The 1,294-nt window shown below is 74.5% G+C and carries 1 protein-coding gene; it reads right to left on the minus strand.

Features of this window, described 5'->3' with window-relative positions; all coding sequences use genetic code 11:
• Positions 1-346 precede the first annotated feature (346 nt).
• Positions 347-1,198, minus strand: a complete 852-nt coding sequence (locus tag GAS53_RS02060; protein WP_151475639.1) for an HAD family hydrolase — start codon at positions 1,196-1,198, stop codon at positions 347-349.
• Positions 1,199-1,294: the final 96 nt, after the last annotated feature.

Raw genomic sequence — 1,294 nt, forward strand, 5'->3', positions numbered from 1 at the left:
GTGGTCACGGCCCTGGCCGCGCGCGGCCTTCTCAGCGAGCGGCTGCGCGGGATCCAGGCGGCGGGCGCGGGCCTGGCGCTCGTCGGCACGGTGCTGCTCGCCACGGGCTGAGCGCTCCGCGGGAAGTGCCGCGATAGTCCGTCGATCGTCTGCGGGTCCGTCGTGGCTGGTCGCTCCCCCACTCTCGGCTTCGCTCGAGCGGGGGGACCCCCATCGCGGCGGAGCCGCAAATGTCACAGCCCCGCGCCCCTTCGGGGCGCGGTATCGCACCGGACTTCACCAAGGCCGCTTGGATCTCGCCGAATCGCGCGCCCGCGGCGCCGAAGCACGCGTCTGCGGTGGAGACTTACGCGGGCTGGTGGCGTGCGAGCTCGACGAACCGCTCCAGCATCTGAGCCACGCCGTCCTCGTCGTTCGAGGCGGTGTGGAACCGCGCCGCCTGCTTGACCTCCGGGTCGGCGTTGGCCATGGCGTACGAGCGGCCCACCGCCCTGAGCATGGGCAGGTCGTTGGGCATGTCGCCGAATGCGGCGATGTCCTCGGGGCGCAGGCCGAGTTGGGCGCTCCACGCGGTCAGCGCGCTGGCCTTGGTGATGCCCGGCGCGCTGAACTCGACAAGTGCGAGTCCCGTCGAGTGGGTGGTCTCGGCGTCGGCGCCCGCGCTGAGCCGCGCCCGCACATGGAAGTCGTGCAGCGGCAGCGTCGGATGATGGGCGAGGATCTTGAAGACGGGCCGGCCGGGAGCCCGCGCGAGCAACTCCTCGGCCGTTCCGATCAGATCGACCGCCGACTCCCCGTACGACCAGGCGGGGTACGCCGGTTCATGGCCGAAGGCCGACTCGTACTCGAAGGCGAAGGACGCACCGGGCACCGCCGCGCGCACGCGCGCCACGAGCGCGGCCACCGAGGCGGCCGGGAACGGTGACAGCCGTACGGCCGTACCGTCCGGCGCGTACACCGCGGCGCCGTTGGCGGTGATGGCGAAGTGCCTTCCGATCCCGCCGTGCAGGGAGGGGAGGCTGCGCGGGGGACGGCCGGTGACGAGCGCGAGGTGGATGCCGGCCTCCCCGGCCGCCGCGAGCGCGGCCGCCGTCCGCCCGGAGAGGGTCCCGTCGCTGCGCAGCAGCGTCCCGTCCAGATCGGTGGCCACGAGCTTCGGCGGGGTGGCGGGGGCGGGTGCGGGGGCGGACGTCGTCATGGTGAACCGGCACCTTCCAGGGGGATCCGGCGGTGCCGGAACGCCCGCCGGTCGAGGGGAGTGCGGCGTGGGGGGGGGGGGGGGGGGGGGGGGGGC

This window comes from Streptomyces albicerus (assembly GCF_008905045.1).
Classification (GTDB): Bacteria; Actinomycetota; Actinomycetes; order Streptomycetales; family Streptomycetaceae; genus Streptomyces; species Streptomyces albicerus.

What these genes read in the sequence shown, in the direction of transcription:
- GAS53_RS02060 (WP_151475639.1), bottom strand. Translation starts at nt 1,198, where the DNA reads ATGACGACGTCCGCCCCCGCACCCGCCCCCGCCACCCCGCCGAAGCTC.